Here is a 25,517-nt window from a genome sequence, read left to right on the forward strand (position 1 = left end):
ATTTTATATGTCTTTCAAATGAGGACTAAATATTCTACAATAATCAACAGTTACTCTCAAAACTTAAAATGAATGAATTACCTCAGTTCAAGAAGTGTAGACAAGGAAATATGTAAATTACCGCATAATTTAGAAGCCGAGCAAATGCTTATTGGTGCAATGATTCGTGATAATAGAATCTGTGATGCAGTTGAAGACACAATCACAGCAGAGAATTTCTATGATCCATTACATCAAAGTATTTTTACGCAGATATCCAAAACCAGGAAACACGGTATAGTTGCCAATGAACTAAGCCTCAAAATGTTTTTTGAGAACGACCAAGCGTTTACCGAGTGTGGTGGGGTAGAGTATTTAGCAAAGCTTGCAGCGAAGGCAAGTATTGCACTTGATATCTATAGTTTGACTAGAATAATCCGTGATACTTACTTAAGGAGATGTTTAATCAAGCTCGGGCAGGAGATAGTTGACGATAGTTATAACTACGACATTGAAAATCCTGCACAGATGCAAATCGAACAAGCAATGACAAAATTGTTCAACTTAGCAGTAAAAAAACAAGGTGAGAAAACATATATAAAACTTGCAAGTTCAATTAAAGACGTAGTTGAGAAGATCAGCACACTGAAAAATAATCCAGAAGCGCTGGGCGTTACAACCGGACTTCAAGATCTAAATCAGCTTCTTGGTGGCCTACAAAAATCTGATTTATTAATTTTAGCTGCGAGGCCTTCTATGGGTAAAACAGCACTGGCGCTAAACATCGCACTTAATGCTTGTAAGATGTTGCAAAAAAGAGCAGATAAACAACACTATGTAGCGTTTTTCTCACTTGAAATGTCGGCAGAACAATTAACCGCAAGGCTGATCACTATAGATTCAGGGATTAGTTATTATAAGGCATTAACCGGGAGAATTAGTGATTTTGAATTGCATGAATTTATCAATGCTAGTACAGAATTATCTGAACTGCCTTTCATCATAGATGACACCCCTGCGCTATCAATTAGTGCCCTTCGCACCAGAATACGCTTGCTGTATCAATTATATAATGTAGAAGTGGTATTCATTGATTATTTGCAGCTAATCAGAGGAACAACAAAAAGAAGTAATGAAAATAGAGTACAAGAAATCTCGGAAGTGACGCAGGGTTTGAAAGCAATTGCAAAAGAGCTGAATATTCCCATTGTTGCACTATCTCAGCTCTCTCGTTCTGTTGAGCAGAGGGATGATAAAAAACCACAACTTTCTGATTTACGTGATTCAGGAAGCATAGAGCAAGATGCAGATATAGTGATGTTCCTCTATAGAGAAGAATACTATGAATTAAGAAAGCAGCCAAATGAAGGAAACAATAAACATCGGGAATGGCAAGAGAAAATGGAAAAAATTAGAAACATTGCAGAGCTCATTATTGCAAAGCAGAGAAATGGGCCTATTGGCAGTGTGAAGCTATATTTTGACTCTAACAGAGGTGCATTTAAAGATTACACGGAAAGGCATAGTTTGTAGCTTGGCAGCAATTTTCTTGTTCCCAAGCTCGTTGATTATTTTTTTACGTAAAGGTAGCTTGACAGTTTCTTAAAAATCCTTTTATAATGGTATTATACTTTATAATACATGAGGAATAATCATGGTAAGTAAAGGCAATGTGCCCTATTATATGGCTGGAACTCTGGCTACTTTCACTTTATTAGCATCTGGAGTGTTTGCTGTAGCTCCTTATGCTCAGTTCTTAGCTTCAGTTGCAGCTTTGAGTGTTGGCCTTCCGTTTATTATTGGTGGCGCTATATTTTCTGCTGTAATTATTGCACTTTCGTATAAAGCAATTAGCAAAAACAAAATTATTGCTGAAAAAGATGTTCAACTGGCTGAGAAAGTAGAAAAAATATCTAAAAAAGATGCTCAACTAGCCAAAGAAGAAGATAAAGTACAGGCTCAAAAGCAAACAATTTCTGGGCAAAATGACCAACTGACTAAAAAAGAAGTGGAAGTAAAAGCTAAAGAGGAGGAAAATTCTAAGCAAAAAATTGAAATTAATAAAAAAAATGAGGAGATTGATAATCAAAAAAAAGAAATAGAAGAACTTAAACACAAGAAAACTCTTGTTCCGCAAGCAATGAAGAATATCAAAAAAGCATCTGATGATGAAAGAGATACTGAGACTCCTAGCCCAGAAAATCAGCCAGCTAAAGAAGGGAATGGTCAAAGCTGGGGTGCATGGGCTTGGCAAAACAAGTCTAAGATAGGAGCAGGAGTAGCATGGTTAACATATGTTGCTGCAAATGTTGGACTTGATATTGCTGGCAACTCGTCTAGTGCAGTAGGCAATCCTGTTAATAGCGCAGAAATGGTGGACTTGGTGTTGTTGACAGCTCGTCTAGTATAGTAAGCAATCCTGTTGATAGCACAGAAGATGATACCTCATACTTATATTTACTAGTCCCAACTATATAAGCATTGTCTTTATGAGTTGTGGGCTTGATGGGGGTATCGTAGTACCTAGAGGATGTTGTGGATTGTGATATTCTTCCTAATCTGTTTTCTGGAAAAGGTAATAGTGCTGAGAGTAGTAAAACTGTTGGATCTAATCAAATGAATATACCAGCAAAAGAGGCTACATGTCTTGATAGTACATCTTTCCCTAGAGTAGATAATGGTATAAACACATTAAAACAACCAGATACTCTTGTTGATTCTGTTGAGTTGAAAAAACTAACAGAAGCTCACCCTTCAGTCTATAGTGCTGCTAAGCATTAACTTTTGAAAAACCGGCGTAGGTTTAGGCAATGTTATGCCTGAACTTACGCACGCGTCGCACAGAGATTTTAAATCTCGTTGTTCTTTTGGAATTTGCAATTGATCAAGTATCATTTCCGCTGACTTGGGAACAATTGGCTGCAATAAAATGCCAATTATTCTGATATATTCGAGTAATTTATAGATTACTAAATTCATGCGCTCTCTGTCAGTTTTGCTTAGTGTCCAGGGTGCACTTTTATCTATATAAGCATTGGCTTCAGAGGAGATGTTGATCATTAAAAGTATAATGTGATTAAATTCATACCTTGCAAGATGGTTCATCACTTGATCTAGTATAGCTTTACAACTTGGAAGACTTTCATCACCTTTAAGTAGACTTTGATCGATTGTTGGTACAATTCCCAAGTATTGCTTGTGTAAAAATGAAATTGTTCTTTGCACTAAATTGCCTATATTGTTTGCAAGTTCTGAGTTTATGCGGCTGATCATATTCTTCTTGCTAAAGTTGCCATCCTGGCCAAAACTTGCTTCCCGAAGGAGAAAATAGCGTAATTGATCAACACCAAACTCCTCTGCTAAACCGATTGGATCTATGACGTTACCAAGGGACTTGGATATTTTTTCTCCCTCGTTTAGCCACCAACCATGAACTGCAATTTGTTTTGGCAGTGGCAAATCTGCTGCAAGGAGAATCGCTGGCCAATATACAGCGTGAAAGCGCAATATGTCTTTGCCGATTACATGAACATTGAAAGAGTTGTCAGCTAGGTTTGCAGTGCTTGACACTGGAATCTGCGTTTTGGATTCTGCCCAAAACCTCTTATATTCTTTACCCTCAGTACTAGGGAAACCTATTGATGTAAGATAATTGGTTAATGCATCTATCCAAACATAGATTACGTGTTTGTCATTTCCCGGCACTTTTATTCCCCAGTTAAAACTAGTGCGAGAGATTGAAAGGTCAGTAAGTCCTGATTTTACAAACGATACCACTTCGTTTTTTCTGCTCTCAGGAAAGATGAAATCTGGCTGATTTTCATATAACTCCAGTAATTTATTCTGCCAATCCGACAAACGAAAAAAGTAGCTTTCTTCTTTTATCCATTGAACTTCTGCGCCTGTTGGTGCTTTGCCATCTATCAGTTCTGACTCCTGATAAAATGCTTCATCACGAACTGAATACCAACCTGAATAAGAATCCAAATATATTTGTCCTCTCTCTTCAAGTCTATTCCATAAAGCTACCACTGCTTTTTTGTGACGTTCCTCTGTAGTGCGAACAAAATCATCATACTCAAAATTCATGAACTTAGCCAACTTTTTAAATGAAACACTTACTTCATCTGTAAATTCTTTTGGCTGCATTTCCTTTGCTTTAGCTGCTTTTTCGATTTTTTGTCCATGTTCATCCGTGCCGGTAGCAAATTTGACTTTTTTTCCAGCTAGTTTCATAAATCTAGCTGTAACATCACAGATGAGAGAAGTATATGCGTGACCGATATGCGGCTTGTCATTTACATAATATATTGGCGTGGTGATGTAGAAATTCTCGAATTGCTTCATTATCTAGTGCTTAAAGCTCTATCGTATCTGCACTAGTGGTGAAAATCAATAGGCTATCACGCCACAAAGTATATAGTTCACATCTACACCTTTAGTTAAATTCCACTCACGTTTTATTACGTTATACTCCATGCCAGCCATGTTTTGCAGCGTTACATTATTTTCTCTTAAGTGATTTGCAATTTCTGACGGCTTGAGAAATTTATTCCAGTTATGCGTACCTTTTGGCAGCCAATTTAATATGTACTCTGCACCAATTATTGCAAGACAGAAGGATTTGATAGTTCTATTTATTGTGGATACAAAGATCAGCCCTTCTGGTTTAAGCAGTTCTACTGCTCTTCTCATAAAGAATTCTAAGTTATCTACATGCTCGACTACTTCCATCAACAGAACCACGTCGTACTTCTTGTCATTGCTTAGCTCTTCAATGCTGGTGTGCGTATATTCTATATTTAACCCTACTTTTTTCGCATGTGATTGTGCCACTTTTATGTTTCCCTCACACACATCTATTCCTACAACGTTAATACCAACACGTGCCATTGACTCTGACAAAATGCCACCACCACAACCAACATCAAGCAATGATAATTTCTTTAAATCGCATTTTTTTAACTCTTTTATTTTCTCGATAATGTAAGATACTCTCACAGGATTCATCATGTGCAATGGCTTAAATTTGCCGTTCTCATCCCACCATTCACCTGCCATTTTAGCGAATTTTGATATTTCATCTTCGTTATAAGTTTTTGTTTTTCTTTTCTTAGAGGTTATATTGCTGAGTTTATCAAGGCGTTTTTTATGTCTGCTTTCTTTTGAGAATTCTGTTTCTAGGAATTGTTTGACTATGTCTTTTGCTAATCCACTCGCAGTAAATCCTGCACCAAGACACAGTACATTTGCGTTGCCATGCTCGCGAGCTAATTTTGCGATCTCAACACTATTGCATAAAGCAGCGTAGATTCCTTCAAAACGATTTGCCACAGTACTCATGCCCAAACCTGTACCACAAATTAATATCCCATAATTTGCTTTTCTGCTTGTTATATCTTCTACAACTTTAACAGCGTAATCTGGGTAATCTACACACTTTTGCTGAGCAGTGCAACCTTGATCTACCGCTATGTAACCCAGGGTTTCCAGGTAGGATTTTATTTCTGATTTTAATTCATAACCAGCATGATCTGAGGCAATTGATATTATATCTGACATATAAAAAATTGATCTTGCATAACTTAAGGATATTTATATGGGTAATTTATTTTGATCTTTCTGTCAAGCCGTTTTAATACTCCTGATCTTTCGGGAGTCCTAAAGCTTGAAATAAATTTCGAGTCAGATATGTATAAATTCTATATAATTTTTATCCTACTACTAATTCAATAAGATGGATCACATAGATATTATAAAATCAAAATTATTATTATCTGACATAGTAGGTAAAAAAGTCAGGCTAATAAAAAGAGGAGATAGTTTTGTTGGGCTCTGTCCATTTCATAACGAAAAAACCCCATCTTTTTCGGTGAGCAATACTAAGGGGTTATATTACTGTTTTGGTTGTTCAGCTAGTGGTGATGCATTTGAATTTATTTCACAAACTGAAGGATTAAGCTTTAAAGAAGCATTGGAAAGATTAGCATCAGTTACAGGTGTTGAACTGCCCAAAAGTCTTAGTATTACAAAAGGGGACAATAAACTATTTTTAGCGCTTGATTTAGCTGCAAATTGGTTTGCACAAAAAAATCAGGGCGTTGTAGATTATTTAAAGCAGCGCAAGATTTTACCTGAAATCATAGATAAATTTAAGATAGGTTATGCACCAAGCTCTGGTTTGAAAGAGTATTTAAACTCTTCAGGTATTGAAGACAAAATTTTAATTGATATTGGATTAGTAAACAAAAATTTTCATGATTATTTTTATGACCGGCTGATATTTCCTATATACAACATTGCAGGAAGAGTTATTGGTTTTGGCGGACGTGCGCTGAGTCCTGAGCAACAGCCAAAATATTTAAATAGCCCAGAGAGTCAGCTCTTCAAGAAGAGGGAGAATTTATACGGATTAAACTTTGCTTTAAGCGAAATACGTAAAAAACAGCACATATTTGTTGTTGAAGGATATATGGACACTATAGCGCTACATCAAGCGGGAATTAGTAATGCAGTTGCTCCACTTGGTACCGCAATTTCTGCAGAACAGATAAAAAATCTATGGAGATTTGCTAAAGAAATCTCCATCTGTATGGATGGAGATAGTGCTGGACGTCATGCTGCTACCCGAGTTGCAGAACTTGCTCTGCCAATATTAGAGCCTGGATACACGTTAAAGTTTGTAACTTTGCCGAGTAATAAAGATCCATACGATATATGTAACGAACTGGCATACAAGAAAGAAGACGTGTTGACTGCTCTTGACCATTCAACAAAACTGCATTCTGAATATTTATGGCATCACATAGTCAATAATAGTCTGCAAAGCTACGAAAAACTTGCTCCAGAAAAATATTCAGTTCTTGAGCACAGGTTCATGGAATATGTAAATGCTATTAGCAACAGCAGTATTAGAAGGTATTACAGAGATTATTTTTATAATAAGGCCAGTGAACTGAGAAGAAGCTTTAAAAAGCTGATTTTTAATAGCAAAGCAACAAAAGGTGAGTATCTTCATAACAAATCTCCAGAGCTAATTGAAGCAGAGCAAAACCAGGCTATAATTCTGCGTATAATAATAGAATTCCCCGAGATCTTACACCATCCTATATTTTTTGAGCAATTTTCTCATTTTGAATTTACTAATGCAGAAATGAAGAACTTACAACAGCATGTAATTGATTTGACAGATAGTGGAAGTGAGCCCAATAAAGAGGTTTTGTTACAAGAGTTAGAGCAATTTAACATTGATGAAGTCATAGGGTTTATATTTGAAAAAACTAGCGTACTAAACAGTCAATTAAGCGAGAGAAAGTCTGCAGAAATTGTGTGGAATAATATAGTGTTACTAAAAGAATTAAATGCATTACGAAAAGAAAGAACCGAAGCGAGGCTGAGCGGTAATCTTGACTTAGAAGAAAGGTTGATAGAACAAATAGAGCAAATAGAAAGTAATATACAAGAAATGCAAATGGAATTTATTGAAAAGTAGAGCTGTTATAAAAAAATTCATGCCAAATCTCAATAAATATAGAGTTTCAATGAACATAGACCAGGCTGATAAGTTTATAAAGGACACTTTACAAATTGAAATTGATAGTGTTAAACAATTGGGTACCCGTTTAATGGAGCGTTAAAACTCTATTTAAATATATACTAATATACTGAGTTTTGTTACAATATTCTTATTTCCATAATATCATTTGATGGAAATTTTCAGTCTTATGCACAACTTTATTTGCAATTTTACATTTTTATTCGATTAAAAATTGCATTTTTGCAATAAAAAACTTACTTATTGTAGGAAAATCTTGTGTTTGTTCTCATATAAAATTATTTATGGAGTGACAATGGTGCATGTATTATACTTACATTTCTGATTCGAAAATTTATGCAGTTGTTTCTAACAAAATTAGTTAACAAATTCTATTGTTTAAAGATGAGAAATAAAGTAATCATCATTTCCAGTATTGCTTTTATTCTACTGTTTTTTAGCAGCAGTGCATTTTTAAAAAAAGATCAGGCGGTTCATAGTGGTAATGCAACTAGTAGCTTTTCAGTAAAAATTCAAGAATGTGCGCCGCAAAACCGCACTATATATTTAAATTTTTCTGGTACAGTAAATCCCTTACATAGAGCTAGCCTTGTCCCAAAAATAAGTGGTAAGATTATTGCTATTTATTTACCTGATGGTGAAAAGGTAAAAAGAGATGATGTAGTGTTAAAGATAGAAGATTATGGCAGGATTGAGCAAGCTCAAAAAGCTAAAGCTTTATTAAAGCAGCGTGAAATTGAGTATGATTCCTCTCACAAACTGAATAAAAAAGGTTATAGAGCACAAATACAAGTAGAAGCAGCTTTTACTGCGTTACAAAGTGCAAAAGCTGACCTAAAAAGGCTAGAATTGGATTTAGAAAATACTGCAGTCACATCTCCTATAGATGGTTATATTGATAAAATCAATGCAAACGAAGGGGATTTTGTTAATGCTGGGCAAAAAATAGCTGACGTGGTTAATTTCGATCAAATTCTTGTAGTATTATACATTTCGGAAAATGAAGTAAATAAAATAGAGCTAGGCAGCACAGCTCAAATTAATTTGCTGGATGGAAAAGAATTGGCAGGTGAAGTAAGTTTTATTAGTAAAATTGCTGAGCCTAAAACTGGGTCTTATAGGGTAGAAGTGAAGGTAACTAATAATAAAATGATATCCTTGCAGGGACTAACTGCCAACGTAAGGCTACCTTCAGGCGAAAGATTTACATATAAAGTTCCTTCTTCAGCCCTGAGTTTAAGTGACGAGGGTGCTCTTGGAATAAAGATTGTTGACGACAATAATTATGTAATATTTGTACCAATAGAAATTGTTGACCATGAGAGCGATGGGGTTTGGATAGTAGCAAATAACGAAGGTAAACCCATAAAGTTAATAGTATTGGGCCACCTATTTGTTAAGCCTGGTGATAAGGTTTAAGACATAAGATCCCTTTTCATAGTATACTACGTTATCCAGCGTCTGGGCACGTTTCTTGGTACTTATTCCGCAGTAATTTTTTTTCCTTCAATAAATTTTGCAGTTCGCCTTTTTCATACATCTCGCGAGTGATGTCGCAACCACCGATAAACTCTTCCTTTATATATAATTGTGGAATTGTTGGCCAATCAGAAAACTTTTTTATAGATTCACGTATTTCATCATTCTCCAACACGTTAATATACTTAAACTTCACGTTCAATTTTTTTAGGATTGACACGACGAGTCCAGAGAATCCGCATTGAGGAAAATCAGAAGTGCCTTTCATGTACAACACCACATCATTTTCCGCTATATCTTTTTTTACTTGTTCAAAACTGCTCATAAATTTACCTTATTTTTAAGTATTAGTTTCTAGTTGCAAGGCGTGTATAGACTGACCTTCCAGAGCTTTATATACCATTTTATGCTGTTCTATTTTTGTCTTTTCAAGAAAGCGCTTGGAGGTTATTTTTAAATGATAATGATCATCATCTCCAGCAAGGTCATGAACTTTTATATCAGCGTCGGGGAACGATTGTTTGATGATCCTTTCTAATTCGTGAATTGCAATAGTCATTGATTTGCTTTAAATTACAATATTTTCATTATAAATCTAAAACGACTGGGTGCAATTGAATTATTGATTATATGGTTATTAATATTGTGAAGACAGTAGATTCAGCGTGTTAAGTGCACTAGCAAGGCAAGATTTCAATTGATTTTCATATTTACTCCAATCTTGTATTGCCCTTCTTGCAACACCTGAGTAAACTGCAGCTTTTGCAACAGCAGGAGATACTATAGAAATTAATCTTGGGTCAAATGGAGTAGGTATTATATATTCACGTCCATAGCTCATTTTACGACCGCCATAGACTGCAGATATCTCGTCAGGCACTGGCTCACGGGCAAGCTTTGCTATTGCATCTGCAGCTGCAATTTTCATCTCATCATTTATTGTTGTTGCATGTATATCAAGCGCTCCTCTAAATATATAAGGAAATCCCATTACGTTGTTGACTTGATTGTTGTAATCTGACCTGCCAGTTGCGATTATTGCATCTGGCCTCACAGATTTTGCAAACTCAGGCCTTACTTCTGGATCGGGGTTGGCGAGAGCGAAAATAATCGGGTCTTTGCTCATACTCTTTAACATCTCTTCATTTAACACATCTTTTGCAGATAATCCGATGAATACATCGGCGCCTTTTATTGTATCAAGTAGAGAACGTTCGGAAGTATCAATTGCATATTTTTCCTTCCACTCATTCATGTCCTCGTTTCTACCTTTGTATATTACTCCTTGCTTATCACACAGCACTATATTTTTAGCGCCCATGGACTTTAGTATTTCTAAACATGCAATACCGGCTGCTCCAGCACCATTCATAATGATCTTAACGTCCTCTAATTTCTTTCCGACAATGTCAAGAGCATTTTCTATACCAGCTGCAACAACCACTGCAGTTCCATGCTGGTCATCATGGAACACTGGGATATCCATCAGTTCATTCAGACGTTTCTCTATTATAAAACAATCGGGAGATCTTATATCCTCTAAATTTATTCCCCCCCAACTTGGTCCAAGGTACCTTACTGCATTGATGAAATCTTCTATATTTTCTGTATCAACTTCTATATCAACTGCATCAACATCAGCAAAACGCTTAAATAAAACAGCTTTGCCTTCCATGACAGGTTTTGCAGCAAGAGGACCGATATTACCAAGCCCAAGCACTGCAGTGCCATTTGAAATAACAGCTACAAAATTGCTTTTTGCCGTATAATCATAAACAACCTCAGGATTTTTAGCTATTTCAAGGCATGGAGCTGCAACTCCGGGGGAATAGGCAAGCGATAAATCATACTGAGTGGATAAGGGCTTTGTTGGCAAGATAGATATTTTACCAGGATTACCACCTCTACTATGATACTTAAGTGCTTCTTGCTTTGTGGTACTATCTAAATCATCGTTCATTATTACATCCTTACGTCTTAGGCTCATGACTTTTAAGTATATGGAGTAAATGTTCAATTGCAAACTATTAGCTTGCAAATTGTACACCACTCCTGTATAAGCTTACCATACTGCATTGGAATTACGCTGCATGTTTAAGAGAAACTTACCTAATTTACTGACAATTTCTCGTACACTTGCAATACCAGCAATAATATTAAGTTTTTATATAGAAAATAAATATGCGAACTCGATAACAATATCGATTTTTATATTTGCGTGCATAACAGATTTTTTTGATGGTTACCTAGCACGTGCATGGAAAGTCCAATCAAAATTTGGCATGCTATTTGATCCAATTGCTGATAAACTAATAGTAGTTTCAACAATAATTATGCTAGTTTATAAGCATAAGATAAATGATTACACAATAGTGCCGTCAGTTATAATCGTTTGTAGGGAGATACTAGTTTCAGGTTTGCGGGAGTTTTTGATAGCTACAAATATTAGCCTACCTGTAAGCAAAGCTGGAAAAATTAAAACATTTCTACAGATGGTTGCTGTAGTAGCGCTAATAATGAACGATTATTATATGATTCAATATACAGGTGCGATTTGTTTATGGATTGCAGCTATTATAACTATGTGGTCAGGCTATAATTATATCCTAGCCGGCATCAAACAGATTGACTGAATTTCTTGAGAAACAGTTAATATACAAAAGTGGTTAACATTTTTATGATATTGACTGAATAGTTAAAATCCTGTATAATATATTAGTTAATAGGGTTTATATGACATATGAAGTGGATAATAGCAAATTCTACGTAAAGAATCCTATGACAAATGATTCTGTAAAGCCAAGTGGTTATGAAGAGAACCCTAAGAAAGAGTCTAAGGAAAGGCTAGAACAAGAGTCATTAACGCTAAAAGAGGAAGCAGAAAAAAGGAAGAAACTTGAACAAGAGTTACTGACACTAAAGGAAGGAGAGGTGAAAAAAAGAAGAAACTCGAACAAGAACTATTAACACTAAAAAAAGAGAGCTATATAGACAATGTGTATCATTGGTAACAATGGTTCCATTTGCATTATTTATGGCTATTGAACTGGAAAAAACATGTAGCGATCAGGTATTACTTGGCGTGATAAGTGGTGCGCTAAGCCACACTATATTACCTTTTATGGTCCTATCTCTTATTTGTACGCTATATTTAATTTACAATAATAGGAAAATAGCACAAAAAGAACAAGAGTTGGAGAATATTGAAAATGGAGAGGAAGTAAAGAAAAAAGAGCACAATATTTCTGATATAGGTCAGTATTTGATCTATATTGAGGCTATAACAACTGCACTGGTTATTGTAGGTATGATAATGGGTGAAACATCTTCACTTGAAGCAGCAGAGGATGCAATTTTATTTCTTGCCAATGCAATTGCTTTTCTTGCAACTCTTGCTTCTTATATTGGTGAGCATGAAAAAAATAAGAAAAAGGAAACAGAAAAATCTAATCTTGATGAGAAATCTAGCAAGAAAACTAGCAATATGTCTGTAGCCGGATTGGCGCTTGCTGGTTCTTCTATATTTTTAATAAGAAGGATAATGTTAATGGCATTAGCATCATCCTTAAATCCTGCTGTTGGGCCTACTTTAGGCTTGATAGGTATTGCACCTTTTATGGTTGTACAGATATTAACTATACGTTCCTACAGCAAAACGCTGAAAGATCCAAAAGTGGAAGGACAAGGTAAATCGAGGAATGCAGGTAGTTCTGACCGTAGTTATAAAGAGGAAGGGCCGGCTATTGCCTAGTAGAAATTTATTTATTTAAGTAATATTTAGGTCTATACTTTATTTTGATCGAAAAAAATCTTATGTATAAGACTTTAATCACGTGCTTTATTTTTCTAATTTGCTCCTTTACACAATCGTATGCGAATGATCTTGAAAAAACTGAAACTGAACTATATGAAGAAGCAGTTGAACTTTTTGACCAGAAAAAATATAAACAAGCTATTAGGGCATTTCAAAAGATAGAGGATTTGTACCCTTTCTCTTATTGGGCAAGGAAAGCAAAATTATTATCTGGTGTGTCTCATTATAATATGGGTAACTATAGCAGTGCTGCAAGTGATATGGATGATTATATATATGTTTATTCAAATGGTGAAGATTTACCATATGTATACTACTTAAGAGTATTATCTTGTTACATGCAAATTAATAAAGTGCAACTTGGACAGCAAACCGCATATAAAACTTTAGAGCTGGCTACAGAGTACATTAACCTTTTCCCAGACAGCGAATATATAGATGAGATCAAGGAAAAAGCAAAATTAATCACAGAACATATATCAACAAAAGAGTATTCTATCGGCGAATTTTACCTAAGGCGTGGTGAATATTTAGCAGCAATTAAGCGTTTCCAGAATATAGCAAGCTATAAGGATTCTAAATATTTTTCTAAGTCTATTAACTATTTAATAGCAGCCTATTCAGCTCTTGGCCTTGACTTAGAAGCTGAGCAGTATGAAAGTATGTTATTAGCAGAAAACCTGCAAGATGCCAAGCCGGAGGCTTGAAAATTTGCTTTAGTTTTTTCTATGCTTTGATATATAATTAGGTTTTTAACTATTTGAATATGGCCGGTCATTCACAATTTTCAAATATAAAACATCGGAAAGGCACTCAGGATGCAAAGCGCTCTCAAAAATTTACGAAGCTGATTAGAGAAATAACAGTTGCTGCAAAGCAAGGGCTACCCGATCCAGAACTCAACCCGCGCCTTCGCTCTGCTATATTTGCTGCACGCAAGGAAAATCTACCAAAAGATAAAATAGAAACAGCAATAAAAAATGCAACTGGTAATGTTGCTGGAGAAAATTATGAGGAAATCCAATATGAAGGTCATGGCCCTTCTGGCACTGCACTCATTGTCCATGCCTTGACTAACAACCGCAACCGTACTGCTTCTGAGGTACGTTATATCTTTTCTCGTAAAGGTGGAAACTTAGGAGAAACAGGAAGTGTTAGTTACCTTTTCGATCATGTAGGCTTAATCGTCTATAAAGCAGAGGGTGTGAATTTTGATGATTTATTTAATTATGGGATCGAGTTAGAAGTATTGAATGTTGAGGAAAATGACAAAGAAGGATTACACGTTATAACTTGTGAAATAAAAGATTTTGGTAAAGTACGTGATGCCTTTTATGCAAAATTCGGAGAACCAGAACTTGCTCGTCTTTCATGGCAGCCAAAAGATCTGATTGAAATTAGCGATAAAGAGTTGATTGATAAATTATCTGCATTGGTTGAAGAGCTAGAAGATAATGATGATGTACAGTATGTGGAAGGTAATTTTACTTTTGTTGATAAGCTATGAGGCTAGTAATATTTGTATTGCTTTGTATTTTACCAGCATATGCTACTGAAACATCAACAGATCTTGCACAGCCATTCCAGCATGGAATTAGAAAAAAAAAGCTACTTTGACGACAGAAAGTGATGGAAAGTTGTTATTCATATCTAGTGACATAAAATCCTCTTTTTTTGACACAGAAGGGTTGGCGCCAAATACAGTGGTAAAATTGATCAACATATATAAAGATTTTGGTGTTGATTTTAAAAAAGACATTGTGCCGAAGAGTAAATTGGAGGTTCTTTTTGAGAGATCGCTCAGTAATCAGAAGACTGAAGAAAAGATTTTATATGCTTCACTGACAATAAACAAGAAAGCTATTAGTTTATATCATTATAAATCGCAAGACGGCAAAGAAAAGTATTTTAATAAAGAAGGAATAAGCTTAAAAAATGACGAAATTTTTGCAAATCCTTTAAATGGAGATTATCGCATATCCTCAAAATTTGGCAATAGAAAGCATCCTGTTCGCGGTAAAATTGCTTTTCACAAAGGAGTGGATTATGCAGCTAAGCCTGGCACTCCCATATACGCTGCTGCAGAGGGTGTGGTAGAATATATAGGAAAGAATGGTGGCTATGGAAATTATATCAAAATAAAACACAAAAATGAATATTCAACCTGTTATGCGCATATAAGTAGATTTAGTGGCGATATAAAGTTAGGCTCTAAAGTAAAGCAGGGGCAGGTCATCGCCTATGTTGGTAGCACTGGTGTTGCAACAGGCCCTCATTTACATTACGAAGTTATATATAACGGCAAACACATCGATCCGCTTACGATAGCGCATAAAACTGAAGTAAAATTGCCTGATCATGAATTAAGAGAGTTTAAACTATTTATAAATAAGATAAATAAAACGATCAACAGAGAGGGTTCAAGTGAAAAAGAAGTTTAAAGACAATATGGATAAGAATACGATAAACGATAGAAATTTAAGTCAACTCCGGTTTTTTCCTGTACTAATAGCACTAGGATTAATTTTATCGCTGCTTTTTTTTGCATATGACAGCACAATTGCGCTTGGAGTTGCTGCTGTTTTAATTTTGACTTTTCTTCAAGGATTTTTTATTAATGACCCTAATGAAGCAAGAGTGATAGAGTTTTTTGGTCATTATATTGGAACTTATTTTAAGTCTGGAATATGTATAACGCTTCCCTTTTCAAGCAAATATATAGTTTCCCTAAAATTTCAGAATATTAACACAGAAAAAATAAAAGTGAATGATGCAAATGGAAGTCCAATAGAGATTTCTGCAGTAATTGTTTGGAGAGTAAACAGCCCTGCAAAGGCGTATTATAATGTTAACAACTATCACGAATTTGTTTTTGTACAAAGTGACTCAGTAATAAGAGAATTAGCAAGCAATTATCCGTATGATAGCGAAAGCGATGAGGAATCTTTACGTAAAAATTCTGATAAAATTTCGAATGAATTGCGGTCAATGTTACAACAAAGATTAGATATTGCAGGAATTGAGATTACAGAAGCAAGAATATCGCATTTGGCGTATTCGTCCGAGATTGCACAAGCAATGTTAAGGCGTCAACAAGCACATGCTATCACTTCGGCAAGAAGGCATATAGTGCAAAATGCAATAGGGATTATTGAGGAAGTAATAGCTCATTTTGAAAAAAACAAAAGCTTACAATTAGATGGCAAGCAAAAGGTTCAATTGATAAATAATTTGTTGGTTGCCCTGATCTCTGAGCAAGATGCACAACCAACGATTAGTTTGGATAATAATTAGAATAATTGCTAATATCAATATTCAAAAATGTTACTACGATGCAAAACCTGCACCATGATCATGTGCTGCACTGCAGTACACAACAACAATATCGTTCTATTGTAGTGCTAAATGGAGAAATACCGAGCTCATCGTTTTTTAAACGAGATATACCTATTATTGCTGTAGATGGAGGAGCAAACAAACTTCTATCAATTGGCGTGAAACCTGATCTTGTAGTAGGAGATTTGGATAGCGTAAATCCGGATTTACGTGCTAATTTGAATACGATATATCTACCTGATCAAGATTATTGCGACTTTTCTAAAGCAATGGCTCACTTAAAAACAGTAAAGTTATTGCCATCAATAGTAACGGGTATTACTGGAGGAGCAATTGATCACATACTACAGAATATTAACATTTTTCTAAGTACGGGCAGTATCTTTTACACACCTTCACCTCCCATGGTAGGTTACATCCTACAAAAAAGTATTACCCATTTTTCTTTGCCGAAAGGTACTAAGATATCTTTACTTGGTATGCCCACAGCACAAATATCAACTAAAGGGTTAAAATGGGAACTATGTCTTAATAAACTTGCTTTTCCAGGAAAGAATTCTTGCTTTAATCGAAGTTTAGGCAATAAGTTATCTATAGAAGTACACAGTGGTATATGTTTGGCGATGGTTTATTTAGAAGCAGTAGATGATGCTGCAAGACATCATGTGCGTCAAGTTAAGAAGTAAATAGACTTCTTGCATAACCCAAACTAAGTAGAAAAAAGGTATCATCCAAGTAGCTGACACTGGTTCCTTTATGACGTGTCATTCCAGTGTCAAGCACACAACTGTACGAACATTGTGCTACCAGAAGGGCAATGCCTCTTATCCAAGTACCCTCTTCTTGTCATTCCAGTCTGGGATCTCATTTTACTCTGTAATGGCAGTGCTCCTTTCTTGTCATCCGAGTAGCTTGACTACTTGGATCCAGGAAAAAGAATAGACCTGCTGCGAATCAAGCGATAAAAAAAAGGAAAGGAGGGTGACTAAAATCAAGGTTAACTAAAAGGCGTGCTTAAGATTTACAATACCAGCAATAATATTGAACCTCAGGTTATATTTTTTCTGAAAATTGCGATAAACATTCGACATAATCTTAAATATCTTTATCTCTCGGATCTTGTTTTCTACTCTCATTCTAAATGATGCTAATCTTCTATTATGCTCTGGAGTTAATGGCTTTTTACGATACTTTTTATATGGAATTATAACATTGCTTTGCAATTTTTGCCAACCTTGATATCCAGAATCGGCATGTTTTATGCTATCAAGTGGTAAATATTTTTCTTGTTTCCTTATGCGGAAATCACTAATTCTACCACGGTATGACTTTGACACTGATAAAATTCTTCCTCCTTCTTCGATAATAATCTCAGTTTTCATAGTGTTGGTTCTTTTTTTTCCTGAATATGATTTCTTCCGTTTTTTACTATCTTCTGGTCTCTGTATTTGCTGTTCTGTAACATCAGCCAAAATCTTCAGTATTTTTTCTGGCGTCATACTTCTATCTTTTGTTATAGTCACTTTTTTGGCGAGTAATGGCTCTATTCTCTTAAGTAACCTACATACATTTGCGTTGTGTACATTGAATAGGCATCCTAAAAATCTATGTGTTATGTAAGTGCGATAGTACAAAATTACGCAAAACAACTTATCTTCCAGAGTTGGTAGTTTTGATCTTCTACCATGACACTTTTTCTGTTTTTCCCATCCAGACCTCACTTTTTCCACTACTTTTTCGAACTCCTCTATAGTTAAACCTGTTATATTACGAAAGTTTCTTGGGTGTTTTTTCATATTATAGTAACTAAAGCTCATTTTTTTTCCTTACTTGATCTGCTTATTCTTCTTCTACCTCTCTCACATCATTTTTTCAATCACCTTTTTCAGCAGGTCTTATGATGTAATGAAAGTAGCCCCTATGATGTCATTCCAGTGCTTGACACTGGTTTACTCTATAATGGCAGTGCTCCTTTCTTGTCATCCGAGTAGCCCCTTTTTTGTCATCCCAGTGCCCAGACACTGGGATCTAGGAAACTTAACTCTACACCAAGTAAATGTACAATAAGAACTAGATTCCAGCGTCACGCGCACAACTGTACGAACATTCATTTTTGAAGGTAAATTGCACAGCAAATGGTGTCATTCCAGTCTGGAATCCAGAAATTTTGCTTATAACTGAGCTGATGAGCTAAAGGTAGTTGTCTTACGCTAAAACAAACGTTTTTAATTAAGTTGCATAGAAGCTGGATCCCAGTGTCTGGGCACTGGGATGACACCCCACTGGTGGGAATTGCTCCCAAACTACAACGTTCGTACAGTTGTGCGTCACCCACTGGAATGACATCATAGGGGCTACTCAGATGACAAAAAAAGGAGCACTGGAATGACACCTTCCTGCCCAGTTCATGTTGCTATAAATATTAAGAAATTTACTAGGCAGAAAAAAAAGGCAAAGAAAACCCGTGGTAGCTAGTTATTACACTCTCTATTTTAAAATTTGACGTTGGGTGATGTCTTGAACGCTTTATAAGCGCGTTTCAGCTTATATAGGTAAAAACCTAGAAATTTTATAAAGACATACGATGCACATAGTGCAAAAAATTAAACAATAGTACACCAAATACAAGTTTTCTTGTCATTTTAATCTGCTGCAGAGATTGCGAAGTTAAATAAAATAGCTTCACTTTCATGATAAGGGGGCTGGCGGAGTTTGTCAAGTAGGTTTTTTCGTTTCTACTGAATGACAGTTGTGGCTTGGGAGGTAGTGCAAGAAGTCTATTGTATTACTGAATTATTAATAATTCAGTAATAGTGCCTGCTATGTAGCTAAAATTTTCCTTTAACTTAAGCTATATGTAGCTAAAATAACTTGGGTTTACCGACGATTTGACAAACGACAAATTCGTCATCACGCTGCTTGTTAGCGGGATACCGCGGCGGTATGACGTAGGGAAACCTGACTTGCATTAGCCATGTATAATAAAGGAAATCTATGACAAAAGAATCATTGGTAAAAACTGATATAGTGAAAGTTGAAGACAAAAAAGCGGTAAGAAGCTTTTTTAAAATACTAGGTGAAGTGGCAGATGCTGTAAGATCGTGGATTGGTAACATCGGTCCTGATTTAAGCAACAGTCGCGATATCGATAGTTTAGCCTTGAAGATGAACGAGTGCTTAAACCCAAAGGGAGGGGAGGTTTCAGCACGTAAGAACGCTGTATCTCTTGGTAATTTGTACTTGAGCTTATCAGAGAAAGGTAAAATAAAATTTCTACAAACCCTGGCAGAAAAATTTAATCCGAATAAAGCGGAAATAGATGAGAAAATTAAAGAGTATAAGAAAAACCAAGATCCCGAGTTAAACTATAAATTTGAGCAGGATTTAATAAAAATTCTTGAATCACCACGTTCTAAAATATTAAAGCAATTTATTTCTTTACCAGAAGGCCTCAAGTTTATTGTTGATATGCGTTCTGATGTGCTTAAGCTAAAGAACCAATATAGAAGCTTGAATCCACTAGAGAATGAATTAAAAAATATACTCTATACTTGGGTTGATGTTGATCTACTCGATCTTCGTCAAATCACCTGGGATTCACCTGCATCATTGCTAGAAAAACTTATAAAATATGAAGCTGTGCATAAAATTTCCTCTTGGGATGACTTAAAAAACAGACTAGATTCTGATCGTCTCTGTTTTGCTTTTTTTCATTACAAGATACCGAACGAACCTCTAATTTTTGTAGAGGTTGCATTGGTGAATAAGATTGCAGATAGCATCCAACACCTTTTAGATGAATCAGTGCCTTCAAGTGACCCAAGTAGTGCAAACACTGCTATATTCTACTCAATATCAAATACTCAAGCAGGGTTATCTGGAATCAGCCTTGGTAATTTTTTGATCAAAAGGGTTGTAGAAAAGCTATCACAAGAGTTTAAAAGTATAAAAACATACGCAACTCTTTCTCCAATACCTGGCTTTACGAAATGGCTAAAAAACAATCTAAACCAAGATGTCACTTTATTGGGCAAACTAAATATAAAACAATCTAGTGCAGAAATTTTAGAAAGTGCAGAGCAATTAAAAACTAACATTGAATGTGAAAGTGCAGTAAAACAATGCTTGCTTAAACTATGTGTATATTATTTACTAAAAGTGAACAATAGTAATCGAAATGCTTATGACCCGGTGGCGCATTTTCATTTAAGCAATGGTGCATCGATAAGACAACTAAACTGGATGGCGGATACTTCTGAAAAGGGTATTAGTCAGTCGGCTGGAATGATGGTAAATTATCTGTATGAGTTGCCTAAAATAGATAATAATCATGAAAACTATATGGTTAATAAGGTTATTTCCTGCTCGAAAAAAGTGTCGTCTATGTTGAAGGAGTAAATAGTCTCTTAATAAATAATTGCCCTCACAACACTTAAAATGTAAAATAGTTTCACTAATTAAGTATAGTGGGCAATAAATGAACAACATAAGAAATTTTGCAATAATAGCGCATATAGACCACGGTAAGTCAACGCTTGCTGACCGTTTAATAGAGAAATGTAACGGCCTTGAAGCAAGAGAAATGACCAATCAAGTGCTTGATTTGATGGATATAGAACGCGAACGTGGGATTACAATTAAAGCACAGACGGTAAGGCTCAACTATACTGCAAATGATGGTAATCAATATTGCTTAAATCTCATGGACACTCCAGGTCATGTTGACTTTTCGTATGAAGTAAGTCGAAGTTTAGCAGCGTGTGAAGGCTCACTTTTAGTGGTAGATAGCAGTCAAGGTGTTGAAGCTCAGACTCTTGCAAATGTATACAAGGCAATTGACAACAATCATGAAATAATAGTTGTACTCAATAAAGTTGATCTCCCTGCTGCAGATCCAGAAAAGGTAAAACTCCAGGTTGAGGAAGTAATTGGCATTGATGCAAGTGAGTCAGTTTTAATATCAGCCAAGACTGGTCTTGGAATAAGGGATGTATTAGAAGCTATAGTGACAAAACTTCCAGCTCCTCAAGGTGATGTGAATGCTCCACTACAGGCAATTTTAGTTGATAGTTGGTATGACACTTATTTGGGAGTAGTAATTTTAGTACGAATTAAAAATGGAGTGCTAAAAAAGGGCATGAAGATTGTTATGATGTCTAATAACTCTACATACCAAGTGGACAATATCGGTATTTTTACTCCTAAAAAAGTAATGACAGGTGAACTCTCAGCAGGTGAAGTTGGTTTTATCACTGCTTCAATGAAGGAAGTTACAGACTGTAGAGTGGGAGACACTATTACTGAAGAGAAAAGACCGTGCAGCGAGGCATTGCCTGGTTTTAAAGAAGTGCACCCTGTGGTATTTTGTAGTATTTTTCCTAATAAAACGGACGACTTTAAATATTTAAGAGAAGCACTGGAAAAATTACATTTGAATGATGCAAGTTTTACTTTTGAAGCAGAAACTTCAAATGCGCTAGGCTATGGATTTCGTTGTGGTTTTTTGGGAATGTTGCATCTTGAAGTTATTCAAGAAAGGCTCGAGAGAGAATTTGATCTAGATCTAACAGCAACTGCACCGAGTGTTATATATAAGGTTACAACGCAAGGTGGTGAAGTTCTTAGCATTCATAATCCTAGTGACATGCCAGATCCAACAAAGATTGAAATGGTAAAAGAGCCGTGGATTACTGCAACCATAATGGTCCCTGACCAATATTTAGGTGAGATTCTATCATTATGTGAAGAGAGAAGGGGAGAACAGGAAGATTTATCTTACATTGGTAACACAACAACAGCATTGTTAAGATATAAGTTACCACTGTCTGAAGTTGTTTTTGACTTTTATGATCGATTAAAATCAATTTCCAAGGGGTATGCAAGTTTGGATTGGGAAATTTCCAGCTATCTGGTAAGCCAAATAGATAAATTAAGCTTTTTAATTAATGGAGAACCCGTAGATGCACTGGCTTGTATCGCTCACAAAAGCAGAGCAGAAAAAAGGGGGCGTGAAATATGCGCACGCTTGAAGGATCTAATACCACGTCAGCAATATAAAATCGCGATTCAAGCGGCAGTGGGCGGGAAAATTATTGCCAGAGAAACGATTAATCCATATAGAAAAGATGTAACAGCTAAACTCTATGGTGGAGATGTAACGCGAAGAATGAAACTACTTGAAAAGCAAAAGAAGGGTAAAAAAAGGTTGCATTCTATAGGGAACGTAAATATTCCACAGAATGCTTTTATTCAAGCTTTGAAGATAAGTGATTAATCTTAAAAGACTTCTTGTATAGTTTTTGGCAACAACCGTTAGAAACGAAAAAACTTGCTTGACAAACTCCACCAGCCCCCTTATCATGAAAGTGAAGCTATTTATCTTCGCAATCTCTGCAGTGGATTAATGACAAAAAAACTTAATGTATTTGGCGTAAATCATGCTTAATTTTTTGCACTATGTGCACCTCATGTCTTTATAAAACTTCTAGGTTTCTACCTATATAAGCTGAAACGCGCTTATAAAGCGTTTAAGACAGTAAAAGACGTCAAATAGACAAGGGAGAATTTGAATACTAGCCACCCTGGGGTTTCTTTGCCTTTTTTTCCGCTCAGTAAATTTCTTAACGTTTATAATTTAGGTTAGTTGCATTTAAAAGCGGCTGAATCGTAGCGTTTAGAATAAAAAACGCCAATATTTTGAAGTACATATAAATAACTAGTCACCAACGGGGCTTCTTTTGCCTTTTTTTTCGTTTGGTAAATTTCTTAATGTTTGTAGCTAAAGTAATTTAGGCCTACCGACAACTGTCATCCCTGTAAAGGTCAAGTATCCCGCTACTTGTTAGCGGATGAGATACCGCGAATGAATCGCGGTATGACGGTCTGCTGCTTGTTAGCGGCTAAGAGATACCGCGGCGGTATGACGGTTCGTGGCAGTATGACGTAGGACTGCTGTCATTCCAGTCTGGAATCCAACTTTTTCATAATCATCAAAACGTTACATTTTAACATAAAACGGCTACTTTTATACTTAATAAAATTCCTGGATCCCAGACTGGGATGACATCATAGGGGCGCTGGCCTGACAACCGTTATCCCGCTACTTGTTAACGGCTAAGAGATACCGCGGCGGTATGACGTAGGGGTTGCCGAGATTCCAGCGCTTGACACTGGAATAGGTGTGTGTATTTGTGAAAAAAAAATCTTCATGAAATTTGTGAAGCAATGTGGTGGGACTAGTGCGATTCGAACGCACGACCTTCAGATTAGGAGTCCAACGCTCTATCCTGCTGAGCTATAGTCCCGTGTTTCCTACCATTTATGTAAAGTTATAGCAAAAAATCCTTCTCTTTTCTAGACTTCTTGCATAACCAATTTATGACGACAAGAAACATTTCTGTACTTCTTGAGTATAATGCTATTATATTTAATAACATGGTTTAAGTAAGATTAATGCTAGTTAACAACATTGGTTATTTCTATAACAATCAAGACGACTTTGCTTTAAGCAATATAAACATTAAAGTAAAAAAAGGAAGTGTTGCATGTTTATTGGGGCATTCTGGCTGTGGCAAGTCAACAATTTTGAAATTAATTGCAGGGATAGAAAATCCAAAATCTGGAACTATTTTTATAAATGATAGGTTAGTTGCAAGCAATAAGGCATCAATCGCTATAGAGCATAGAAATATCGGATTGATTTTTCAGCATTCTGCATTATTTCCTCACAAAACAGTAGTAGAAAATATAACCTTTGCTATCCGCAGCTCTTCCAAGAGAGAAAAGCACCTAATTGCATTGGAAATCTTGAAGTTACTCAATATAGAAAAATATGAAAATATGTACCCTAACGCCTTATCTGGAGGACAGCAACAATTAGTTGCAATAGCAAGAGTGATGGCACAAAACCCTGATGTTGTGTTGTTAGATGAACCATTTTCTAATTTGGATATACTGCTCAAGTGCCGAATAAGACAACATATATTGTCCCTTTTTAGAAGTAAAAATATCCCTGTGCTAATGGTAACTCATGACCCGCAAGAAGCATTGAAAGTTGCAGATTTTATCTACGTAATGAAAAATGGTAAAATTATTCAATCAGGGGTTTCTAGCGATATATACCATAGGCCTAAAGATGATACGCTAGCAAAGTTTTTTAGTGAGCTCTCCTCTACTCTATAGTTAAGCGAAAAGTTTCCACTTATTCGCTGCAAGAAAACAATCTAGTTTGGAATTGTTATAAAATAATTAAAAAACCTTGATTTATAATTAAATAAAGGTGATATAATCTATGTGTTACTTGACTTCAGTCAAGTTTTAATATTTAAAGGTCAATATTTTAAATGGAGGTGAAAATGAGTTTAGGACCATGGCAATTGTTTCTAGTCTTGATAATAATTTTAGTTCTGTTTGGTGCAGGCAGATTACCGCAAGTTATGGGTGATTTAGGAAAAGGCATCAAAAACCTTAAACAGGAGCTTAAGGACTCAGAAAAATTATCGTCTAATGAACCAGATCATTAGCGTCCTCATACTTCGTGACATGCACCTTAGTGCATGTCATCTGTTTAAAAACTTAGTCAGGTTAAAAAATGAAAGAGATGAAGTGTTGGTATGAAATAAATAACAAATATTGAAATACAGCAACAACTATGTTAGCTTAGGAGGAATATTTTATTAAAGGATAATTGTGCAAAAAAGTGAGAAACTAACTAAAGATAAAAAACTAGCTTCTGATATTCTAAAAGAGGTTGCAGATACCAATAACAATGATAGCGATAAAGTAACTTTGTTTGACATTAAAACAGCTTTGCATGAACGCGGTTTGGTATTTTAATAATCATCTTCTCCTTGCCGCTATCGGTGCCTATACCGGTTCCACCTGGTTATACAACTATTCTTTCTATACCTTTAATCTTATTCTCACTGCAGCTTCTATTTGGATTTGATTCTCCTTGGATGCCCAGTTGGCTAGAAAGAAGATCTTTTCAGCGTTCAACACTAGCTCTTGTGGTAGAGAAAACTTCCCCTGTATTAGAAAAAATAGAAAAATTCATGAAGCCAAGACTGTCTTTCATTTTCTATGGGCCTGGTGAGAAGATTCTGGCTTTTATGATGTTGCTTTGTGCAATAATAATAGCTCTTCCATTACCTTTTACTCACTTCCTTTCTGCAATTGGCACAACTCTTATTTCACTTAGCATTATGAGTAAAGACGGGTTTCTATCCATATTGGGAGTTTTAGTGTCATTGTGTGCGTTGTTGCTTACTCTTGTTGTAATAGTCAAAGGACCACAACTTATAACTGGAGCACTTTCTCTTCTTAAAAGCTTTGCAACACTTTAACAAAAGAACG

23 protein-coding genes, 1 tRNA gene and 2 pseudogenes are annotated in these 25,517 nt (G+C 35.7%); 19 read left to right on the forward strand and 7 right to left on the reverse strand.

Going from position 1 to position 25,517, the window contains the following annotated elements; translation table 11 throughout:
- The first annotated feature begins 72 nt into the window (after positions 1-72).
- From MWH06_02380 to MWH06_02390, 3 genes are all read left to right on the forward strand, one after another.
- Complete coding sequence (locus MWH06_02380) at positions 73-1,512, forward strand: replicative DNA helicase (GenBank protein UPA55485.1); 1,440 nt, start codon at positions 73-75, stop codon at positions 1,510-1,512.
- A gap of 193 nt (positions 1,513-1,705) precedes the next feature.
- The gene (locus tag MWH06_02385; protein UPA55486.1) at positions 1,706-2,389 is read left to right on the forward strand and encodes a hypothetical protein; all 684 of its coding nucleotides are present in this window, start codon (positions 1,706-1,708) and stop codon (positions 2,387-2,389) included.
- Between the two features lie 125 nt (positions 2,390-2,514).
- Positions 2,515-2,760 (forward strand): hypothetical protein, encoded by a 246-nt coding sequence (locus MWH06_02390; protein ID UPA55487.1) that lies wholly within the window; start codon positions 2,515-2,517, stop codon positions 2,758-2,760.
- Here the strand turns inward: MWH06_02390 and metG are convergent.
- Together metG and ubiG are read right to left on the reverse strand one after the other, a co-directional pair.
- Entirely contained in the window at positions 2,734-4,326 is a 1,593-nt protein-coding gene (gene metG, locus MWH06_02395; GenBank protein UPA55488.1) for a methionine--tRNA ligase, read from the reverse strand. The genes MWH06_02390 and metG overlap by 27 nt on opposite strands.
- Before the next feature lie 45 nt (positions 4,327-4,371).
- Positions 4,372-5,541: a bifunctional 2-polyprenyl-6-hydroxyphenol methylase/3-demethylubiquinol 3-O-methyltransferase UbiG gene (gene ubiG / locus MWH06_02400; protein UPA55489.1), complete on the reverse strand. Its 1,170-nt coding sequence runs from the start codon at positions 5,539-5,541 to the stop codon at positions 4,372-4,374.
- A 175-nt stretch (positions 5,542-5,716) separates the two neighbouring features.
- Between ubiG and dnaG the strand changes: the two genes are divergently transcribed.
- From dnaG to MWH06_02415, 3 genes are all read left to right on the forward strand, one after another.
- Complete coding sequence (gene dnaG / locus MWH06_02405) at positions 5,717-7,471, forward strand: DNA primase (GenBank protein UPA55490.1); 1,755 nt, start codon at positions 5,717-5,719, stop codon at positions 7,469-7,471.
- Complete coding sequence (locus MWH06_02410) at positions 7,461-7,616, forward strand: hypothetical protein (protein ID UPA55491.1); 156 nt, start codon at positions 7,461-7,463, stop codon at positions 7,614-7,616. Before dnaG ends, MWH06_02410 begins: the two co-directional genes overlap by 11 nt.
- 254 nt (positions 7,617-7,870) lie before the next feature.
- On the forward strand, positions 7,871-8,953 hold the full coding sequence (locus MWH06_02415; GenBank protein ID UPA55492.1) for an efflux RND transporter periplasmic adaptor subunit: 1,083 nt from the start codon (positions 7,871-7,873) through the stop codon (positions 8,951-8,953).
- A 31-nt stretch (positions 8,954-8,984) separates the two neighbouring features.
- On the opposite strand, the gene grxD is transcribed toward MWH06_02415, so the two are convergent.
- The 3 genes from grxD to MWH06_02430 form a co-directional block, all read right to left on the reverse strand.
- Positions 8,985-9,338, reverse strand: coding sequence for a Grx4 family monothiol glutaredoxin (gene grxD, locus MWH06_02420; GenBank protein UPA55493.1), 354 nt, complete (start codon positions 9,336-9,338; stop codon positions 8,985-8,987).
- A 15-nt stretch (positions 9,339-9,353) separates the two neighbouring features.
- Positions 9,354-9,572: a BolA/IbaG family iron-sulfur metabolism protein gene (locus MWH06_02425; protein ID UPA55494.1), complete on the reverse strand. Its 219-nt coding sequence runs from the start codon at positions 9,570-9,572 to the stop codon at positions 9,354-9,356.
- Between the two features lie 78 nt (positions 9,573-9,650).
- Positions 9,651-10,973 carry a malate dehydrogenase gene (locus tag MWH06_02430; protein ID UPA55495.1) on the reverse strand — a complete coding sequence of 441 codons (1,323 nt, stop codon included), beginning with the start codon at positions 10,971-10,973 and terminating at the stop codon, positions 9,651-9,653.
- 130 nt (positions 10,974-11,103) lie between these two features.
- Here MWH06_02430 and pgsA point away from each other — a divergent pair, with 130 nt between their 5' ends.
- The 8 genes and pseudogenes from pgsA (at position 11,104) to MWH06_02470 (ending at position 16,849) form a co-directional block, all read left to right on the forward strand.
- A complete protein-coding gene (pgsA, locus tag MWH06_02435; protein UPA55727.1) occupies positions 11,104-11,646 on the forward strand; it encodes a CDP-diacylglycerol--glycerol-3-phosphate 3-phosphatidyltransferase in 543 nt (180 codons plus the stop codon).
- A 100-nt stretch (positions 11,647-11,746) separates the two neighbouring features.
- Complete coding sequence (locus MWH06_02440) at positions 11,747-11,980, forward strand: hypothetical protein (GenBank protein ID UPA55496.1); 234 nt, start codon at positions 11,747-11,749, stop codon at positions 11,978-11,980.
- A 46-nt stretch (positions 11,981-12,026) separates the two neighbouring features.
- Complete coding sequence (locus MWH06_02445) at positions 12,027-12,764, forward strand: hypothetical protein (GenBank protein UPA55497.1); 738 nt, start codon at positions 12,027-12,029, stop codon at positions 12,762-12,764.
- 62 nt (positions 12,765-12,826) lie between these two features.
- A complete protein-coding gene (locus MWH06_02450; protein UPA55728.1) occupies positions 12,827-13,534 on the forward strand; it encodes an outer membrane protein assembly factor BamD in 708 nt (235 codons plus the stop codon).
- Positions 13,535-13,593: 59 nt separating this feature from the next.
- On the forward strand, positions 13,594-14,334 hold the full coding sequence (locus MWH06_02455) for a YebC/PmpR family DNA-binding transcriptional regulator (protein ID UPA55498.1): 741 nt from the start codon (positions 13,594-13,596) through the stop codon (positions 14,332-14,334).
- Positions 14,331-15,268 (forward strand): annotated as a pseudogene (locus MWH06_02460) (M23 family metallopeptidase). Before MWH06_02455 ends, MWH06_02460 begins: the two are co-directional and overlap by 4 nt.
- 7 nt (positions 15,269-15,275) lie before the next feature.
- Positions 15,276-16,121, forward strand: a complete 846-nt coding sequence (locus tag MWH06_02465; GenBank protein ID UPA55729.1) for an SPFH domain-containing protein — start codon at positions 15,276-15,278, stop codon at positions 16,119-16,121.
- 5 nt (positions 16,122-16,126) lie between these two features.
- The gene (locus tag MWH06_02470; protein UPA55499.1) at positions 16,127-16,849 is read left to right on the forward strand and encodes a thiamine diphosphokinase; all 723 of its coding nucleotides are present in this window, start codon (positions 16,127-16,129) and stop codon (positions 16,847-16,849) included.
- A gap of 315 nt (positions 16,850-17,164) precedes the next feature.
- Here the strand turns inward: MWH06_02470 and MWH06_02475 are convergent, their stop codons facing one another.
- Positions 17,165-17,980 (reverse strand): transposase, encoded by an 816-nt coding sequence (locus MWH06_02475; protein UPA55500.1) that lies wholly within the window; start codon positions 17,978-17,980, stop codon positions 17,165-17,167.
- Positions 17,981-19,157: 1,177 nt separating this feature from the next.
- On the opposite strand from MWH06_02475, the gene MWH06_02480 reads away from it, so the two are divergent.
- Together MWH06_02480 and lepA are read left to right on the forward strand one after the other, a co-directional pair.
- Positions 19,158-20,561, forward strand: coding sequence for a malonyl-CoA decarboxylase (locus MWH06_02480; GenBank protein ID UPA55501.1), 1,404 nt, complete (start codon positions 19,158-19,160; stop codon positions 20,559-20,561).
- Positions 20,562-20,640: 79 nt separating this feature from the next.
- Positions 20,641-22,437 (forward strand): translation elongation factor 4, encoded by a 1,797-nt coding sequence (lepA, locus tag MWH06_02485; protein ID UPA55502.1) that lies wholly within the window; start codon positions 20,641-20,643, stop codon positions 22,435-22,437.
- 953 nt (positions 22,438-23,390) lie between these two features.
- Here lepA and MWH06_02490 read toward each other — a convergent pair.
- Positions 23,391-23,467: transfer RNA gene (locus MWH06_02490), tRNA-Arg, on the reverse strand.
- Between the two features lie 148 nt (positions 23,468-23,615).
- On the opposite strand from MWH06_02490, the gene MWH06_02495 reads away from it, so the two are divergent.
- The 3 genes and pseudogenes from MWH06_02495 to MWH06_02505 all read left to right on the forward strand — a co-directional run bounded on the left by MWH06_02495 (position 23,616) and on the right by MWH06_02505 (position 25,507).
- Positions 23,616-24,344, forward strand: coding sequence for an ABC transporter ATP-binding protein (locus MWH06_02495; protein ID UPA55503.1), 729 nt, complete (start codon positions 23,616-23,618; stop codon positions 24,342-24,344).
- 173 nt (positions 24,345-24,517) lie between these two features.
- Positions 24,518-24,685, forward strand: a complete 168-nt coding sequence (locus MWH06_02500; GenBank protein ID UPA55504.1) for a twin-arginine translocase TatA/TatE family subunit — start codon at positions 24,518-24,520, stop codon at positions 24,683-24,685.
- A gap of 166 nt (positions 24,686-24,851) precedes the next feature.
- Positions 24,852-25,507, forward strand: a pseudogene (locus MWH06_02505) (exopolysaccharide biosynthesis protein).
- The last annotated feature ends 10 nt before the right edge of the window (positions 25,508-25,517 follow it).

The sequence above is a fragment of the Wolbachia pipientis genome (assembly GCA_023052945.1).
GTDB lineage: Bacteria > Pseudomonadota > Alphaproteobacteria > Rickettsiales > Anaplasmataceae > Wolbachia.

Bases quoted from the DNA above. Each gene is read 5' to 3' on its own strand.
- pgsA (UPA55727.1), top strand. From the start codon at position 11,104: ATGTTTAAGAGAAACTTACCTAATTTACTGACAATTTCTCGTACACTT.
- MWH06_02465 (UPA55729.1), top strand. From the start codon at position 15,276: ATGGATAAGAATACGATAAACGATAGAAATTTAAGTCAACTCCGGTTT.
- MWH06_02415 (UPA55492.1), top strand. From the start codon at position 7,871: ATGCAGTTGTTTCTAACAAAATTAGTTAACAAATTCTATTGTTTAAAG.
- MWH06_02475 (UPA55500.1), bottom strand. From the start codon at position 17,980: ATGAGCTTTAGTTACTATAATATGAAAAAACACCCAAGAAACTTTCGT.
- MWH06_02425 (UPA55494.1), bottom strand. From the start codon at position 9,572: ATGACTATTGCAATTCACGAATTAGAAAGGATCATCAAACAATCGTTC.
- MWH06_02440 (UPA55496.1), top strand. From the start codon at position 11,747: ATGACATATGAAGTGGATAATAGCAAATTCTACGTAAAGAATCCTATG.
- MWH06_02450 (UPA55728.1), top strand. From the start codon at position 12,827: ATGTATAAGACTTTAATCACGTGCTTTATTTTTCTAATTTGCTCCTTT.
- MWH06_02455 (UPA55498.1), top strand. From the start codon at position 13,594: ATGGCCGGTCATTCACAATTTTCAAATATAAAACATCGGAAAGGCACT.
- grxD (UPA55493.1), bottom strand. From the start codon at position 9,338: ATGAGCAGTTTTGAACAAGTAAAAAAAGATATAGCGGAAAATGATGTG.
- MWH06_02495 (UPA55503.1), top strand. From the start codon at position 23,616: ATGCTAGTTAACAACATTGGTTATTTCTATAACAATCAAGACGACTTT.
- metG (UPA55488.1), bottom strand. From the start codon at position 4,326: ATGAAGCAATTCGAGAATTTCTACATCACCACGCCAATATATTATGTA.
- MWH06_02430 (UPA55495.1), bottom strand. From the start codon at position 10,973: ATGAACGATGATTTAGATAGTACCACAAAGCAAGAAGCACTTAAGTAT.
- MWH06_02380 (UPA55485.1), top strand. From the start codon at position 73: ATGAATTACCTCAGTTCAAGAAGTGTAGACAAGGAAATATGTAAATTA.
- MWH06_02480 (UPA55501.1), top strand. From the start codon at position 19,158: ATGACAAAAGAATCATTGGTAAAAACTGATATAGTGAAAGTTGAAGAC.
- dnaG (UPA55490.1), top strand. From the start codon at position 5,717: ATGGATCACATAGATATTATAAAATCAAAATTATTATTATCTGACATA.
- MWH06_02445 (UPA55497.1), top strand. From the start codon at position 12,027: ATGGTTCCATTTGCATTATTTATGGCTATTGAACTGGAAAAAACATGT.
- MWH06_02500 (UPA55504.1), top strand. From the start codon at position 24,518: ATGAGTTTAGGACCATGGCAATTGTTTCTAGTCTTGATAATAATTTTA.
- ubiG (UPA55489.1), bottom strand. From the start codon at position 5,541: ATGTCAGATATAATATCAATTGCCTCAGATCATGCTGGTTATGAATTA.
- lepA (UPA55502.1), top strand. From the start codon at position 20,641: ATGAACAACATAAGAAATTTTGCAATAATAGCGCATATAGACCACGGT.